The organism is Nonomuraea phyllanthi (assembly GCF_006334985.2).
Classification (GTDB): Bacteria; Actinomycetota; Actinomycetes; order Streptosporangiales; family Streptosporangiaceae; genus Nonomuraea; species Nonomuraea phyllanthi.
This window is the reverse complement of record NZ_VDLX02000005.1, coordinates 336,251-349,657: the sequence shown is the minus strand read 5'-3', so window position 1 is coordinate 349,657 and position 13,407 is coordinate 336,251. Positions and strand designations below refer to the sequence as shown.

13 protein-coding genes and 1 pseudogene are annotated in these 13,407 nt (G+C 73.5%); 7 read left to right on the top strand and 7 right to left on the bottom strand.

What is annotated here, in order from left to right:
• Position 1: 1 nt before the first annotated feature.
• Both FH608_RS51480 and FH608_RS15955 read right to left on the bottom strand, forming a co-directional pair.
• The gene (locus FH608_RS51480) at positions 2 to 1,048 is read right to left on the bottom strand and encodes a hypothetical protein (protein WP_193318444.1); all 1,047 of its coding nucleotides are present in this window, start codon (positions 1,046 to 1,048) and stop codon (positions 2 to 4) included.
• A gap of 225 nt (positions 1,049 to 1,273) precedes the next feature.
• Entirely contained in the window at positions 1,274 to 1,930 is a 657-nt protein-coding gene (locus tag FH608_RS15955; RefSeq protein WP_139631269.1) for a maleylpyruvate isomerase N-terminal domain-containing protein, read from the bottom strand.
• 239 nt (positions 1,931 to 2,169) lie between these two features.
• Between FH608_RS15955 and FH608_RS15950 the strand changes: the two genes are divergently transcribed.
• The 3 genes from FH608_RS15950 (at position 2,170) to FH608_RS15940 (ending at position 5,886) form a co-directional block, all read left to right on the top strand.
• Positions 2,170 to 4,992, top strand: a complete 2,823-nt coding sequence (locus FH608_RS15950; RefSeq protein WP_193318443.1) for an AfsR/SARP family transcriptional regulator — start codon at positions 2,170 to 2,172, stop codon at positions 4,990 to 4,992.
• Between the two features lie 92 nt (positions 4,993 to 5,084).
• Positions 5,085 to 5,459, top strand: coding sequence for a helix-turn-helix transcriptional regulator (locus tag FH608_RS15945; protein ID WP_226899622.1), 375 nt, complete (start codon positions 5,085 to 5,087; stop codon positions 5,457 to 5,459).
• A gap of 10 nt (positions 5,460 to 5,469) precedes the next feature.
• Positions 5,470 to 5,886, top strand: a complete 417-nt coding sequence (locus FH608_RS15940) for a VOC family protein (protein WP_139631266.1) — start codon at positions 5,470 to 5,472, stop codon at positions 5,884 to 5,886.
• Between the two features lie 25 nt (positions 5,887 to 5,911).
• Here the strand turns inward: FH608_RS15940 and FH608_RS15935 are convergent, their stop codons facing one another.
• From FH608_RS15935 to FH608_RS15925, 3 genes are all read right to left on the bottom strand, one after another.
• The gene (locus FH608_RS15935; RefSeq protein WP_139631265.1) at positions 5,912 to 8,305 is read right to left on the bottom strand and encodes an ATP-binding cassette domain-containing protein; all 2,394 of its coding nucleotides are present in this window, start codon (positions 8,303 to 8,305) and stop codon (positions 5,912 to 5,914) included.
• Positions 8,306 to 8,478: 173 nt separating this feature from the next.
• A complete protein-coding gene (locus FH608_RS15930) occupies positions 8,479 to 8,826 on the bottom strand; it encodes a VOC family protein (RefSeq protein WP_139631264.1) in 348 nt (115 codons plus the stop codon).
• A 120-nt stretch (positions 8,827 to 8,946) separates the two neighbouring features.
• Positions 8,947 to 9,507 carry a TetR/AcrR family transcriptional regulator gene (locus FH608_RS15925; RefSeq protein ID WP_139631263.1) on the bottom strand — a complete coding sequence of 187 codons (561 nt, stop codon included), beginning with the start codon at positions 9,505 to 9,507 and terminating at the stop codon, positions 8,947 to 8,949.
• Between the two features lie 75 nt (positions 9,508 to 9,582).
• On the opposite strand from FH608_RS15925, the gene FH608_RS15920 reads away from it, so the two are divergent.
• Positions 9,583 to 10,209, top strand: a complete 627-nt coding sequence (locus FH608_RS15920) for an FMN-dependent NADH-azoreductase (RefSeq protein WP_139631262.1) — start codon at positions 9,583 to 9,585, stop codon at positions 10,207 to 10,209.
• Complete coding sequence (locus FH608_RS15915; protein ID WP_139631261.1) at positions 10,206 to 10,520, top strand: DMT family transporter; 315 nt, start codon at positions 10,206 to 10,208, stop codon at positions 10,518 to 10,520. Before FH608_RS15920 ends, FH608_RS15915 begins: the two co-directional genes overlap by 4 nt.
• Positions 10,521 to 10,601: 81 nt before the next feature.
• Here FH608_RS15915 and FH608_RS15910 read toward each other — a convergent pair whose 3' ends face one another.
• The gene (locus FH608_RS15910) at positions 10,602 to 10,973 is read right to left on the bottom strand and encodes a DUF6069 family protein (RefSeq protein ID WP_226899574.1); all 372 of its coding nucleotides are present in this window, start codon (positions 10,971 to 10,973) and stop codon (positions 10,602 to 10,604) included.
• A 152-nt stretch (positions 10,974 to 11,125) separates the two neighbouring features.
• Here FH608_RS15910 and FH608_RS15905 point away from each other — a divergent pair, with 152 nt between their 5' ends.
• A complete protein-coding gene (locus FH608_RS15905; RefSeq protein ID WP_139631522.1) occupies positions 11,126 to 12,244 on the top strand; it encodes a sensor histidine kinase in 1,119 nt (372 codons plus the stop codon).
• A gap of 102 nt (positions 12,245 to 12,346) precedes the next feature.
• Complete coding sequence (locus tag FH608_RS15900) at positions 12,347 to 13,000, top strand: response regulator (RefSeq protein WP_139631259.1); 654 nt, start codon at positions 12,347 to 12,349, stop codon at positions 12,998 to 13,000.
• 71 nt (positions 13,001 to 13,071) lie between these two features.
• Here FH608_RS15900 and FH608_RS54375 read toward each other — a convergent pair.
• Positions 13,072 to 13,305, bottom strand: a pseudogene (locus tag FH608_RS54375) (DUF5360 family protein); the annotation flags it as partial.
• Between the last annotated feature and the right edge of the window lie 102 nt (positions 13,306 to 13,407).

Here is a 13,407-nt window from a genome sequence, read left to right as displayed (position 1 = left end):
CTTAAACCACCCTTTCACTATTGGAATAGGGAAAGGGTGTTGGATGCCGCCCTCCGTTGTCAACTCCGGCTCGGCCCGCCGCCTCCCCCATCACCTCCCCCGCCTCCGTCTCCATCTCCGCGAGGACGCGCAGGCGCCGGCCCGACGGGTCCGTGGAGAAGAGCCCGGCGGGGCCGCCGTACAGCTCCCCCGCCGGGCCCGCCGCGCAGGTCCAGGGCGGCCACGGTGCCGGCGGGCCGCCCGTGAGCCAGCGGTTGACCATGGCGCGGTCCGGGGTGAGGCCGTACAGGTGGCTGCCGGTGAGCGCGAACGAGGCTCCCGCCGTGCCGACGCCCTCCCAGTCGAAGGAGCGGCCCCTGTAACGGAAGATCCAGCCGTCCTTCGGACTCGTGGCGAACAGCCCCGGCGCGCCGCCGTACAAGCGCGCGGCCGGGCCGCCGATCGCGGTCCACGAGGTGCCGTGCCCGTCCCACACCTCCACCGACCGGCGGCCGGCCGGCATCCGGTGCAGGTGCGCGCCGCTGACCGCGAAGCCGCCGCCCGGCTCGCTGATGAGCGTCCACCGGCCGGGGCGGCACCCGTACCGGTACAGGCGGTCGTCCATGCCCGTCGCGAACAGCCCGGCGGGCCCGGCGTAGAGGCGCTTGGTCCCGTCGCCGATCCTGGTCCGGCCGGCCGCGTCCGTGCCGTCCCGCCGGAAGACGCCGTGGCCGCCCGGGCCCACGGCGTACACCTCGTCCCCGCTCGCCTGGCCCGGCCGGAGCAGCAGGGCGAGCAGCGCGAGGACCGAGATCGCGGCGCCACCGGCGGCGAGCGACCACCCGCGGCGCCTGCCCGCGGGTTCGGCCTCCCGGGGGTTCGGGACCGGCCCATCGGCGAGCGCGAGTACGGGCTCAGGTTCAGGTTCAGACCCGGGCTCGCGCTCGGGCCGAGGTTGAGTCTCGGGCCCAGGCCCAGGCCCAGGCCCAGGCCCGGGCTCGGGCTCGGGCTCGGGTGGCCGGCGGGCTCCTTCGAGGGCCGCCGCGTGCAGCCGGACGGCGGTCTCCATCTAAAGGTGACGGGTGGGCTCGTCCGGCGCGTGGTCGCGTACGAGCCGCTTCAGCAGCTCCAACGGGATGATCTTCTGGCCCGAACGGCACTCGCCCCAGAGCGTCTTGCTCACGTGATAGCGGACCGCCAGCGTCAACGCCTACGGCGGCTGGACATCGTACGGCGACTGCGGCAGGCCGCCCCTGCGCCGGCACGGCCCGGCCCGCCGACGGCCGGGGTCCCGTCATCCGAGGTAGAGCGGGACCTTCGCGGCCGACCGGGCCAGCTCGGCCCGCTCCGCCTCGGTCGGGGCGCGCCGTCCGGTGCCGACCAGCAGCGCGTCCGTGTCGGAGAACGACGCCGGGAACGGGGCCCCGGCGATCCTCTCCAGCAGCTCGCGGGACGCGGCCAGCCCCTCCGCGGGCGGACCCGCCGCGTCCGGGAGGTCCGCGACCAGGTCGAGGTGGTGCAGCGTCCATTCCAGGACGTACGCGGACAGGTAGTCGCCCGCGGTGAGCACCTGGTCGCGGGTGCCCACCCGCAGGTTCGGGTCGGCGAGTTCGGCGGCGCGGCCGGCCGCGGACCCTACGTCGTCGAGGTGGAACTTGAGCAGCCGGGGCTCCACGTAGGCGGCCGCCAGCCGGACGATCAGCGCGTCGAGCGGGTCGTCGCCGGTGGGCGGCGTGTCGGCGACCTCCCAGTAGGTCGCCGCGTCGCGGGTCGGCTCCGTCGCGGCGGGCGTCACGAGCGTGATCAGGACGTCCTGGGCGTCGATGACCAGGTGGCACGCCAGGTCCCGGACGAGCCAGCCGGCACACCCGGAGGGCCGCTCGAAGTCCTCGTCGGGGAGTTCGGCGACCGCCGCGCGCAACGCCGTCCACGAGCGTGAGAAGAGATCCACATCGGCACGCTAGTGTGCTGCCGCCATGGCCGACAACCGGCCCGGGGCCAACCCGCACCGTACGGCACCGGTTCCCGGCAGGCGGCGCTTCCCTCGGCTCGGGCGAAGATCCGGTCTCCTCCCCCGTCCTCCAGTACGGTGGCATCGGCCGCGATGGCGAGGACGCCCGCTTCCACGGCCACCGGTGGGAGGTGCGCGGCCTGGTGGGGGTGTGTGATCGGGATGGGGGGACTTCCACGGTGACATTGGAGATCGGGTTTCTCGGACCCTGGGAGATCAGGGTGGACGGGCTGCCCGTGCGCCTGACCGGCCGCCGCCGCATCGCGGTCCTGACGCGGCTGGCGCTCAACGCCGGCCGGCCGGTGACCTCGCAGCAGCTCCTCACCGACGTGTGGGCGGAGAGCCCGGCGGCCACGGCCGCCAAGCAGCTCCAGATCGTCGTGTCGAAGCTGCGGCGCGCGCTGGAGCCGTACGTGGGCGGCGAGGTCATCGGGACGGTGGCCGGCGGATACCGGCTCGACCTGCCGCACGACCGGGTCGACGCGCACCGGTTCACCCGCCTGGCCCGGCAGGCCCAGCTGGCCCGCGACCAGGGCGACACGGCGGGGGCTGCCGAGCTGTTCCGGCAGGCGCTCGCCCTGTGGCGGGGCCGGGCCCTCGCCGAGCTGGCCGAGCCGTGGGCGCAGATCGAGTCCAGCCGGCTGGAGGAGCAGCGCCTCGCCGCCGTCGAGGACCATTTCGACCTGCGGCTGGCCGCGGGCGACCACCATGCGGTGGTGCCGGAGCTCTCCACCCACGTCCTGGCGCAGCCGCTGCGCGAACGCCCGCGCGCCCAGCTGATGCTGGCGCTGTACCGGGCGGCCCGGCTGTCGGAAGCGCTCGCCGTCTACCAGGACATCCGCGAGGTCATGGTGGCGGAGCTCGGCATCGAGCCGGGCGCGCAGCTGCGCCGGCTGCAGCACGCCATCCTGACCGGCGATCCCGCGCTCGACCTCACCTCCCCGGCACAGCAGAGCACGCTCTCCCGGCCGGTCGCGCCCGCCGAGCTGCCCGCCGACACCCACGCGTTCACCGCCCGTCAGGCGGAGATCACCTGGGTGCGGGAGGTGGTGCTGGCCGAGTCCACGCCCGGCGCGCCGACCGTGGCCGTCATCGACGGTCCCGGCGGTCTCGGCAAGTCCGCGCTCGCCGTTCACGTCGCGCGCGAGGTGGCCTCCCGCTTCTCCGACGGCGTCGTCTACGTCAACCTGCACGGCGCCACCCCCGGGCTCCAGCCGCTCTCCGTGATCGAGGCGCTGGGCCAGTTGCTGCGCCAGCTGGGGCTCGACGGCAACGCCGTGCCCGCCGACCTCGACGGGGCCCTCGCCCGGTATCGCTCTCTCACTGCGACGAGCGACCTGCTGATGATCCTCGACAACGCGTACGACGCCCTCCAGGTCCGCCCGCTCATCCCCGCCGGATCGGGCTGCCGGGTCCTCATCACCAGCCGCGACATGCTGGCCACGCTCGACAACGCCCGGCACCTGCACCTGGCCGGGTTCGGCGATCGCGACGCCACCGCGCTGCTCGCCCGGATCGCCGGGCCCGCCCGGGTCCAGGCCGAACCGGCGGTCGCGGCGAAGATCGCCGAGCTGTGCGGCGGCTACCCGCTGGCCATCCGCATCGCCGCGGCGCGCCTGGCGGCGCGGCCCCATTGGACGCTGTCCGACCTCGCCGACCGGCTCGCCGACACCGCCCGCCGCCTCGACACGCTCCAGTACGCCGACCTCGCCGTACGCACGAGCATCGCGGTCAGCCACCGGCATCTCCGCGAGGAGCCCAGCGGCCAGGACGCCGCGCAGGCGCTCACGCTCCTGGGCCTGCTGGACACCCCCACCCACACCCCGGCCGCCACCGCCGCGCTCGCCGGGTGGCCGGAGTCGCGGGCGGAGGCGGCCCTCGAGCGGCTCCTCGACGCCCGGCTGCTGGAGCCCGCCGGACGGAGCAGGTACCGCTTCCACGACCTCATCCGTCTGTACGCCCGCGAGCAGGCCATGGCCCACCTGCCCGCGCCCGAGCGGGCCGCCGCGCTGCGCCGTGGCCTGCACCACTACCTCGCCACGGCCAACACCGCGACCTTGATCCTGCATCTCCCGGCCCCGCCCGTGTACCCGTCCGACGAGCCCGGCCTGGCGCTGGCCGACGCGCGTGAGGCGTCCGGCTGGGTCGTGGACGAGCGCGACAACCTCCTCGCCGCCGCGCACCAGGCGGCCGAGTCCGCCGACCCCGGCACGGCCATCGGCCTGTCCATCGGGCTGCACTGGCCCTTCAACTACCGGGGCTGGCTCACGCACCTGATCGACGTCCACCGGGGCGCCATCGACATCGCCGCGCGCTGCGGCGACCCGGCCGGCCAGGCTCAGGTGCTGAGCTTCCTGGGCTGGGCCTACCGTGACCAGGGGAACTACGAGCTGGCGGTCTCCCACCTGGAGCAGGCGCTGCACTGCTATGACCGCGCCGGCCTGCCGCTGCGGAAGATCGGGAGCTACAACAACCTCGGCATCGTCCACACCCTGATGGGCAGGTTCGACCTCGCGATCGGCCATCTGGAGCGGGCGCTCGCCATCGCCGAGGAGACCGGCAAGCGCTACGACCAGGCGGCCGTCCGCAACAACCGCGCCCACGTCCTCTTCCGGCAGGGCCGCCACGACGAGGCGATCGCGGAGGCCGAGGTGGTCGTCGACATGTGGGGCGGGCTGAGCACTCTGTACGGGAAGGGGACGGCCCACTCCACCCTGGCCGACGCCTACCGCCACGCCGGGATGCTCACCGAGGCCGCCGAGCAGTACCGAGCGGGGCTCACGTTCCTGCGCGAGGCGGGCTACCGCATCGGGTGCGCCGTGTCCGCCTGGCACTATGGCGACACCCTGCACGCCCTGGGACGGCACGCCGAGGCCGGGGAGTCCTGGCGCGAGTCCGCCTCACTGCTGCTCGACGCCCGCCTCCTCACCCGCAAGGAGGTCGACGAGCTGCTCGCCCAGCCCGTTCCCGAGATGCCGCCACCTCTCAGGAACATGCTCTGACCTGCTCCCCCGCCGCGGGGCTGTGGGAGACTGGGCGGGTGAAACGGCAGGACCTCGACGACCTCGTCCGGCTGCGGAAGGCCCGCGACCGGATGGACCGCGACTACGCCGAGCCGCTCGACGTCCCGGCGCTGGCGCGCGAGGCGCTGATGTCGCCCGGCCACTTCTCCCGCAGCTTCCGCGCCGCGTACGGCGAGACGCCCTACAGCTATCTGATGACCCGCCGCATCGAGCGGGCCAAGGCGCTGCTGCGGCGCGGCGACCTCACGGTGACCGAGGTCTGCTTCGCGGTCGGCTGTACGTCGCTGGGGTCGTTCAGCTCGCGCTTCACCCAGCTGGTCGGCGAGAGCCCGAGCGCCTACCGGGCCAGGGACCACGACCAGGGCGCCGCGATCCCGGCGTGCATGGTCATGGTCCACACCCGGCCGGTCAAGAACGGGGAAGCGGGCTCCGCGACCCGGCCGTAACCTGAACGGCATGGACATCAAGCTCGCCCACTGCTTCATCGCCGTCGACGACCACGACAAGGCGATCGCCTTCTACCGCGACGCGCTCGGCCTCGAGGTGCGTGACGACGTCGGCTACGAGGGGATGCGCTGGGTGACCGTCGGGTCGCCCTCGCAGCCGGACGTGAACATCGTCCTGGAGCCGCCCGCCGCCGATCCCAACGCGTCACCCGCCGACAAGCAGGCCATGATGGAGCTGCTGGCCAAGGGCCTGCTGCGCGGCGTCATCTTCGAGACGGACGACTGCGACGCCACCTTCGAGCGCATCAGCGCCGCGGGCGGCGAGGTGCTGCAGGAGCCGATGGACCAGTTCTACGGCGTGCGCGACTGCGCCTTCCGCGACCCCGCCGGCAACCTGCTGCGCTTCACCCAGCCCCTCGCCAGATGAGCCGAGGGGGCGGACGCCCGCCCGGTCAGGCGCCGACGTAGGCCGCCAGGTGCTCCCCCGTCAGGGTGGAGCGGGCGGCGACCAGGTCGGCGGGGGTGCCCTCGAAGACGATCCGGCCGCCGTCGTGACCGGCGCCGGGGCCCAGGTCGATGATCCAGTCGGCGTGCGCCATCACCGCCTGGTGGTGCTCGATGACGATGACCGACTTGCCCGAGTCGACCAGCCGGTCGAGCAGGCCGAGCAACTGCTCCACGTCGGCGAGGTGCAGGCCGTTGGTCGGCTCGTCCAGCACGTACACGCCGCCCTTCTCGGCCATGTGGGTGGCCAGCTTGAGCCGCTGCCGCTCGCCGCCGGACAGCGTGGTGAGCGGCTGGCCGAGGCTCAGGTAGCCGAGCCCGACGTCGGCGAGCCGGCGGAGGATGGCGTGCGCGGCCGGCGTGCGCGCGTCGCCCGCGCCGAAGAACTCCTCGGCCTCGGTCACCGACATCGCGAGCACCTCGCTGATGTCGCGGCCACCGAGGTGATGCTCCAGCACGGCGGCCTGATAGCGCTTGCCGTCGCACTCCTCGCAGGTGGTGGCCACGCCGGCCATCATCCCGAGGTCGGTGTAGATGACGCCGGCGCCGTTGCAGGCGGGGCAGGCGCCCTCGGAGTTGGCGCTGAACAGCGCCGGCTTCACGCCGTTGGCCTTCGCGAACGCCTTGCGGATCGGGTCGAGCAGCCCGGTGTACGTGGCCGGGTTGCTCCTGCGCGAGCCGCGGATCGCGCCCTGGTCGACCGAGACCACGCCCGCGCCGGCGGGGATCGACCCGTGCACGAGCGAACTCTTGCCCGAGCCGGCCACGCCGGTGATGACCACGAGCACGCCGAGCGGGATGTCGACGTCGACGCCGCGCAGGTTGTGCGTGGTCGCGCCGCGGATCTCCAGCGCGCCGGTGGATCGGCGCACGGTCTCCTTCAGGACGGCCCGGTCGTCGAAATGGCGGCCGGTGATGGTGCCGCTGGCCCGCAGTCCCTCGACGGTGCCCTCGAAACAGACGGTGCCGCCCGCCGTGCCGGCGCCGGGGCCGAGGTCGACGACGTGGTCGGCGATCGCGATCGTCTCCGGCTTGTGCTCCACGACGAGCACCGTGTTGCCCTTGTCGCGCAGCCGCTGCAGCAGCTTGTTCATCCGCTGGACGTCGTGGGGGTGCAGACCGGCGGTCGGCTCGTCGAAGACGTACGTGACGTCGGTGAGCGAGGAGCCGAGGTGACGGATCATCTTGACCCGCTGCGCCTCGCCGCCCGACAGGGTGCCCGAGGACCGGTCGAGCGACAGGTAGCCGAGCCCGATCTCCACGAACGAGTCGAGGGTGCGCCGCAGCGTGGCGAGCAGCGGCGCCACCGACGGCTCGTCCAGGCCGCGGACCCAGTCGGCCAGGTCGCTGATCTGCATCGCGCACGCGTCGGCGATGGTGACCCCGTCGATCTTCGACGACCGGGCCTCCGCGCTGAGCCGGGTGCCGTCGCAGTCGGGGCAGGTCGTGAAGGTGACCGCCCGCTCCACGAAGGCCCGGATGTGCGGCTGCATCGCCTCCTTGTCCTTGGACAGGAACGTCTTCTGGATCTTGGGGATCAGCCCCTCGTAGGTGAGGTTCACGCCCTCGACCTTCACCTTGGTCGGCTCCCTGTACAGGAAGTCGCGCATCTCCTCCTTGGTGAACTCGCGGATCGGCTTGTCCGGGTCGAGCAGGCCCGACTCGGCGTAGACCCGCACGGTCCAGAAGCTGTCCGACTTCCAGCCGGGGATGGTGAACGCGCCCTCGGCGATCGACTTGGTGTCGTCGTAGAGCTGCGTGAGGTCGATGTCGGAGACCGTGCCGCGGCCCTCGCAGCGCGTGCACATGCCGCCGAGGCGGTTGAAGGTCGCCTTCACGGCCTTGCTGCCCGCGCCGCGTTCGACGGTGATCGCGCCGCTCGCCCGCACCGACGGGACGTTGAACGCGAACGCGCTGGGCGGGCCGATGTGCGGCTGCCCGATCCTGCTGAACAGGATGCGCAGCATCGCGTTGGCGTCGGTGGCGGTGCCGACCGTGGAGCGGGGATCGGCGCCCATCCGCTGCTGGTCCACGATGATCGCGGTCGTCAGCCCTTCGAGGACGTCCACCTCCGGCCGCGCCAGCGACGGCATGAAGCCCTGGACGAAGGTGCTGTAGGTCTCGTTGATCAGCCGCTGCGACTCGGCGGCGATCGTGTCGAACACCAGCGAGCTCTTGCCCGAGCCGGAGACGCCGGTGAACACCGTCAACCGGCGCTTCGGGAGATCGAGGCTGACGTCCTTGAGGTTGTTCGAGTGCGCGCCGTGCACGCGGATCAGATCGTGGCTGTCGGCGACGTGCGGCTCGCGCGACTGCGGGTCCGTCCTCGTGGGCGTGGTCATCGTGGCTCCATCTGCTTCGCGGTCTCGTCGGCTCTCGGTGGCTCGGTTGCTGCCGGCTCCCGGCCGGCGCGGCCATGGCACCGGCTCCCTGTCTACCCGATGGGTCTACCTGATGGGTCTACCTGATGGGTCTACCTGATGGGTCTGCCTGAGGGCGGCCGGTGCCGGTGCGATCACTGGTCCTGGACCAGTCCGAGGACGTTGCCGTCGGGGTCGGTGACGGTGGCCACCAGCCGGCCGCCGCCGACGTCGTGCGCGGCCTCCTTGACGGTGGCCCCGGCGGCGGTCAGCTCGGCCAGTTTGGCCTCGATGTCCGTCACGTGCCAGTAGGCCACCGGCGAGGTCATGCCCTGCGGCCCGCCGTTCGGGACCAGCCCGATGTGCTGGCCCTCGGCCTCGTAGCCGACGTAGTAGGACGAGTCGGCCTGCGGCGGGGTGCCGAGCAGCGCTGTGTACACCGTCTTGGCCTTCTCCAGGTCGGACACGGGGTGCAGGACGGTCTTGATTCCCAGGGTGGACATGGTTTCTCCTGATGGTCGGTCGGATGCGCCGTTGCCCATGACGTTAGTCGCGGCTCCGCGACCGGTGCTTCTCCATTCCTGACCGATCCGGCCGCCCGCGCCGCCGGCCCCTTTCCCTGGTCACGTGGCGCCGGGGGCGAGGGTGGCCGTGAGCCTCGCCAGCGCCGCGGTGATCCGGGCGGGGGTCAGCCCGAGCACGTCGCGCTGGTAGCCGTACACCTCGGGGGCCAGGGGCGCGAGCAGCACGTCGGTCAGCGCGTCGGGGCCGGGCGTGCCGGCGGCGGCCAGCAGCGCGCGCACGTGGGCGCGCCAGAACCCGTACGCGCCGGTCTCGAAGCGGGAGCGGCCCACTTCCGAGCCGAGCACCAGGTGCCGGTGGTCCTCCAGCAGCCGGACCATGGCGGCGTAGAAGGCGGCCAGCCGCTCGGCGGGCGGCGCGCCGGGACCCAGCGGCGGGTCGCCCCGGATCAGCCGCTCCTGCAGGTCGCGCTCGTGCTCGTCGAGCAGGGCGACGGCGATCGAGGCCCGGTCGGGGTAGCGGCGGTAGAGCGTGCCCCGGCCCACCCCGGCCTTCTTCGCGATGTCGTCCATCGTCACGTCCTGCGGCGCCTTCTCGGCGAAGAGCAGGGCGGCCGCCTCCAGGATCCTGGCGCGGTTGCGCGCGGCGTCGGCTCTCTCCATGCCACGGATTGTATATGGACACGATGTCCGCTTATAGTGATGCGGACATGGTGTCCACTTATAAGGGGAGAAATCATGCTGTTGCACCTGGACGCCAGCGCCCGCCGCGCGTCGATCTCGCGCAGGTTGTCGCACCTGTACGCCGAGACCTGGCGGGCCGCCCATCCCGAGGCCGGATACGTCTACCGCGACCTGGCCGCGCGGCCCGTGCCGCACATCGGCGAGGCGTGGACCGAGCTGTGCGACCACATCCTGGAACACGAGATCACCGACATCTCCCGCTACCGGGAGGCGGTCCGCACGCCCGCCCGGCGCGAGGCGTGGGCGGTTGTGGAACCGCTGCTCGACGAGGTGGTGGCCGCCGACGTCGTGCTGATCGGCACGCCGATGTACAACTACTCGATCCCGTCGTCGCTCAAGGCCTGGATCGACCAGATCACGTTCCCGAAGATGTCGCTGGCGGGCCGGTCGTTCGTGGTGACCGGCGCGCGCGGCGGCGCGTACGGCCCTGGCACACCGCGCGAGCCGTACGACCACCAGGAGCGCTACCTGCGCGACTTCTTCCGGGGCCACTTCCGCGTCGAGGACGTGACGTTCGTCCACGCCGAGCTGGTCAACGCCCGGCTGGACCCGGCGCTGGCGCACCTGCGCGACCGGCACGAGGAGTCCCTGGCGGCGGCGATCAAGGAGGTGTCCCGGTGAGCTGGCTGGTCCTGCTGCTGGCCGGGCTGGTGGAGGTGGCGTGGTCGCAGAGCATCAGGCCGACGCACAACTTCACCCGCCCGGTTCCCACGCTGGTCTGCCTGGTGCTGATGGCCGCCGCCGTCTGGCTGCTCTCGCAGGCCATGAACACGCTGCCGGTCGGCACCGCGTACGCCGTCTTCACCGGCATCGGCGCCGTCGGCGCGATCGTCCTGGGCGCCGTGCTCCACGACGACCCCGTCTCCGTGGGAAGGATAGCGGCGCTCGCCCTGATCGTCGGCGGAATCGTGCTGGCCCGCGTCACCAGCTGACCCAGGCCCCCTTCAGCCGCCGGCAGGCCGCGCGCGACGGTCCCGGCCGCGTGGCGATTGCGCCTCGCGGACGGGCGGGGGTCAGGTGGCCGCGCGTACCAGCCCGGGGATCAGGACGGCGCCCACGACCAGGTGCATGAGCAGCAGTACCACCGTCGCAGCGGCGCCGACGGCGCTGGTGAGCGGGCCGGACAGGGACAGGACGAGCACGACGAGCGCGATGATCGTCCAGTTGCGGCCGGGCCGGGTGGCCCGGCGTTCCAGGACGGCCAGCAGCGCCCAGCCGGCGAGCCCGGCCACCAGGCTGGCCACGATGACGAGCACGGGGCCGACCGGCTGCGGGGCGGCGCCCATCCGCGCGGTCAGCGTGATTCCGGCCAGCGGCACCGCCAGGGCCCACACGGCCAGGGCGGCCGCCGGTGCGCCGATCACGGTGAGGAGGAGTCTTCTCATGGGGGTGTTCATGCCGGACAGCCTGGCCGGGCGGGGCGGGCCGCCACATCGGGCGCGCGGCCGGACTTCGTCCTCCGCCGGTGGGGCCGGCCTCCGACTTTGGTAGGTGATGGCGCCGCCGTACCGGTGACTACCCTGGCCCGGTGAGCGTGATGGGATACCCGCGGTGGATCGTGGCCGTGACGATCGTGGTCCTCGGGGTGGGCGGGCTGACCGCCGTGACCTGGTGGGGCCTGTCCGGCGGGCCCATGCCGGAGCTGGACCTCGCGGTCGCGGTGGCGAGCCTGGCCGCGGCCCTCGCCCAGCTGTGGTGGCCGGTCCCCGGGGCGCTCGCCGCCACCGTCCTCGCCGTGGCCTCCCCGGTCGCCACGCCGGCGGCGACGATGGCGGCGGTGCAGGTGGCCCGGCGCAGGCCGTTCCCCGTCGCGGCTGCGGTGACGGCGGCGGGCATGGCGGCCCACGTCGTCCAGGGGCTGTGGCGGCCGAACTCCGGCATCTCACTGACCTGGTGGCTGGTGCTGATCTTCGCCTCGTACGGCGCGCTGCTCGGCTGGGGCGCGCTGGCCCGCTCCCGCCACGCCCTGCTCATGTCGCTGCGCGAGCGGGCCCGCCGCGCCGAGGCCGAGCAGGGCAGGCGTGTCGCCGAGGCGCGCATGGCCGAGCGCCGCCGGCTCGCCCGCGAGATGCACGACGTGCTGGCCCACCGCCTGTCCCTGGTGGCCACCCACGCCGGGGCGCTGGAGTACCGTCCCGACTCCTCCCCCGACCAGCTCGCCCGCGCCGCCGGGGTGGTCCGCACCGGGGTGCACCAGGCGCTGGAGGAGCTGCGGCAGGTGATCGGCCTGCTGCGCGAGGAGGACGACCTGCTGGACGAGCGGGAGCCCCGGCTCGGGCTGGCCGACCTGCCGCGCCTGGCCGACGAGGCGCGTGGGGCGGGCCAGTCCGTACGGATCAGCGACGAGACCTCCGGCGCCGCCCCGCCCGCCGCCGCGAGGACCGGCTACCGCGTCGTCCAGGAAGCGCTGACCAACGCCCGCAAGCACGCCCCCGGCCAGCCGGTGGAGGTGCTGCTGCGCGGCGCTCCCGGCGCGCGCCTGCTGATCGACGTCAGCAACCCGCTGCCCGCGCCCGGCTCGGACCCGGCCGCGCCCGGCAGCGGCCTCGGGCTGGTGGGGCTCACCGAGCGGGTCCGGCTGGCCGGCGGGCAACTGGACCACGAGAGCACCGGCGGGCGCTTCCGGCTCCAGGCCTGGCTACCGTGGCCGGCGTGATCCGCTGCTCCGGATCCGGCCGGCCATGAAGGCCGCGAGCCGCGTGCTCCGGATCCGGCCGGCCATGACCGCCGCGAGCCGCGTGTTCCGGGCCCGGTTACCATGGCCCGCGTGATCCGCGTGCTGCTGGTCGACGACGACGCCCTGGTCCGTGCCGGGCTGTCCATGATGCTGGACGGCGCCGCCGGCATCACCGTCGTCGGCGAGGCGGCCGACGGCCAGGAGGCCGTCACCGCCACCGACGCCCACGCCCCCGACGTCGTGCTCATGGACCTGCGGATGCCGCGGGTCGACGGCATCACCGCCACCCGCCGGCTGCGCGCCCGCGCCCGCCCGCCGGAGGTGATCGTGCTGACCACCTTCGACACCGACGAGAACATCCTGCACGCGCTGCGGGCCGGCGCCAGCGGGTTCCTGCTCAAGGACACGCCGCCGCCGCAGATCGTGGAGGCGGTCACCCGGATCGCGGCGGGCGACGCCATCCTGTCCCCGCGCGTCACCCGGCGGTTGATGGAGCGCGCGGTCGCGCAGGCCGGCGCCTACGAGCGGGCGCGTGCCGCGCTGGCCGCCCTCACCCCGCGCGAGCACGAGGTGGCCCTCGCGATCGCGCGCGGCCGGACGAACGCCGACATCGCCGCGGAGCTCGCCATGGGCGTCACGACCGTCAAGGCGCACGTCTCCAGCATCCTGACCAAGCTCGGCCTGGACAACCGCACCCAGATCGCGCTGCTCGCCCACGACGCGGGCCTCACCTGACCGCGGCCATCAAGACACCGCGGCCATCCGGACGAGGCGGCGAGGTCCGGCCGCGCCCGCGCGAGGCGGACGATCGCGGGGATCGGGAAGAGCATGAGGTAGAGGTTCGGCAGCCACCACATCAGCGAGAAGTCGCCGCGCAGGGTCCAGAACGCGATCGCCATCAGGCCGGAGGCCATGGTCAGCACGAGCGAGACCAGCATCAGCCCCGAACCCAACGGGGAGCCCCGGCGCAGCAGGTGCAGGCTCGCCAGGCCCGTGGCGCCGACGCCTTGGTGACCCGTAGCACGGCCGATCTCCTCCATCAGGTAGCGCCTGGTCTGCTGGTGCGGGGCCGCGCCGGGTTCGCCGAGCCCGAGGAGCCGTACGTTCGAGCCTGATCGCGGCACGGCGGAAACTATACCGGC

Bases quoted from the DNA above. Each gene is read 5' to 3' on its own strand.
- FH608_RS51480 (WP_193318444.1), bottom strand. From the start codon at position 1,048: ATGGAGACCGCCGTCCGGCTGCACGCGGCGGCCCTCGAAGGAGCCCGC.
- FH608_RS15945 (WP_226899622.1), top strand. From the start codon at position 5,085: ATGGACCGCGACTACGCCGAGCCGCTCGACGTCCCGGCGCTGGCGCGC.
- FH608_RS15940 (WP_139631266.1), top strand. From the start codon at position 5,470: ATGGACATCAAGCTCGCCCACTGCTTCATCGCCGTCGACGACCACGAC.
- FH608_RS15935 (WP_139631265.1), bottom strand. From the start codon at position 8,305: ATGACCACGCCCACGAGGACGGACCCGCAGTCGCGCGAGCCGCACGTC.
- FH608_RS15930 (WP_139631264.1), bottom strand. From the start codon at position 8,826: ATGTCCACCCTGGGAATCAAGACCGTCCTGCACCCCGTGTCCGACCTG.
- FH608_RS15925 (WP_139631263.1), bottom strand. From the start codon at position 9,507: ATGGAGAGAGCCGACGCCGCGCGCAACCGCGCCAGGATCCTGGAGGCG.
- FH608_RS15920 (WP_139631262.1), top strand. From the start codon at position 9,583: ATGCTGTTGCACCTGGACGCCAGCGCCCGCCGCGCGTCGATCTCGCGC.
- FH608_RS15910 (WP_226899574.1), bottom strand. From the start codon at position 10,973: ATGAGAAGACTCCTCCTCACCGTGATCGGCGCACCGGCGGCCGCCCTG.
- FH608_RS15905 (WP_139631522.1), top strand. From the start codon at position 11,126: ATGGGATACCCGCGGTGGATCGTGGCCGTGACGATCGTGGTCCTCGGG.
- FH608_RS15900 (WP_139631259.1), top strand. From the start codon at position 12,347: ATGGCCCGCGTGATCCGCGTGCTGCTGGTCGACGACGACGCCCTGGTC.